The 1421-nt window shown below is 49.9% G+C and carries 2 protein-coding genes; both read right to left on the bottom strand.

Annotated features, from left to right (window positions below):
• Positions 1 to 186: 186 nt before the first annotated feature.
• On the bottom strand, positions 187 to 639 hold the full coding sequence (locus OKB87_RS23495; RefSeq protein ID WP_001749986.1) for an NAD(+)--rifampin ADP-ribosyltransferase Arr-3: 453 nt from the start codon (positions 637 to 639) through the stop codon (positions 187 to 189).
• 96 nt (positions 640 to 735) lie between these two features.
• Entirely contained in the window at positions 736 to 1290 is a 555-nt protein-coding gene (locus OKB87_RS23490; protein WP_063840321.1) for a fluoroquinolone-acetylating aminoglycoside 6'-N-acetyltransferase AAC(6')-Ib-cr5, read from the bottom strand.
• Positions 1291 to 1421: the final 131 nt, after the last annotated feature.

Genomic DNA, 1421 nt, shown 5'->3' with positions numbered 1-1421 from the left:
CGCTTAAAAATAATAAAAGCAGACTTGACCTGATAGTTTGGCTGTGAGCAATTATGTGCTTAGTGCATCTAACGCCGCCATAAACGGCGACAGGGTGGCGCGCCTATTGCGCATAAAATGGCGAAGCCATGCGCAACAGGCGCGGAATCTCTGGCGTCCGGTTTGATGGCTTTGTTATGCAAAGGACTAGTCTTCAATGACGTGTAAACCACGGCGCTTTAAGTCCTCCAACGAATCCAACATTCCCCTTATTAATTCAACAGGATGCCCCTCCCAGTCTTCAACAACGCCAACAATTCTCAAGGGTTCGCAGGTTCTATAGGACTGTGTTGGATTACCGGGAAATCTTTTGTTCGTAAGATTCGGATCGTCTTCGAACGGTCCTGTTGGCTCAACTATGTATATGTAGCCGCGACCCTCGAGGCCAGACAGTGACATAGCAAGTTCAGCTCCCCAAACTGCTGGCTCCATCAAGGCTGAAAAGTAGATGTGCTTAAGAATACGACCGTCCTCGAAATGAGAGATGAACCCTGTGGTTAGCAAGTCACCAATCGCCAAATTGGCTTTGGTTCCATGATAGAACGGTCCTTGCACCTGCTTGTAATTATCATGAGAGATGGGAATCCAATCTTTTACCATTTTAAGACCCTTAATTGTTGGGATTTGGCTGCATAACGTTTGACATGAGGGGCGGCCAAGGGCGCCAGCCCTTGGACGTCCCCCTCGATGGAAGGGTTAGGCATCACTGCGTGTTCGCTCGAATGCCTGGCGTGTTTGAACCATGTACACGGCTGGACCATATGGGGTGGTTACGGTACCTTGCCTCTCAAACCCCGCTTTCTCGTAGCATCGGATCGCTCGCAAGTTGCTCGGCGACGGGTCCGTTTGGATCTTGGTGACCTCGGGATCATTGAACAGCAACTCAACCAGAGCTCGAACCAGCTTGGTTCCCAAGCCTTTGCCCAGTTGTGATGCATTCGCCAGTAACTGGTCTATTCCGCGTACTCCTGGATCGGTTTCTTCTTCCCACCTTCCGTCCCCGCTTCCAAGAGCAACGTACGACTGGGCATACCCAATCGGCTCTCCATTCAGCATTGCAATGTATGGAGTGACGGACTCTTGCGCTAAAACGCTTGGCAAGTACTGTTCCTGTACGTCAGCAAGTGTCGGGCGTGCTTCTTCTCCGCCCCACCACTCGACGATATGAGATCGATTTAGCCACTCATAGAGCATCGCAAGGTCATGCTCAGTCATGAGGCGCAGTGTGACGGAATCGTTGCTGTTGGTCACGATGCTGTACTTTGTGATGCCTAACTTTGTTTTTGCGTTGCTCATGATGTCTAACTCCCAATTTGTGTAGGGCTTATTATGCACGCTTAAAAATAATAAAAGCAGACTTGACCTGATAGTTTGGCTGTGAG

Origin of the sequence: Aeromonas sp. Y318-1, from assembly GCF_027706125.1 — a bacterium.
GTDB classification, from domain to species: Bacteria; Pseudomonadota; Gammaproteobacteria; order Enterobacterales; family Aeromonadaceae; genus Aeromonas; species Aeromonas hydrophila.
Note: the sequence above shows the minus strand (reverse complement) of the source record. Positions and strands in the feature narration are given on the sequence as shown.

Coding starts and splice junctions, on each gene's coding strand:
- OKB87_RS23495 (WP_001749986.1), bottom strand. CDS start 639: ATGGTAAAAGATTGGATTCCCATCTCTCATGATAATTACAAGCAGGTG.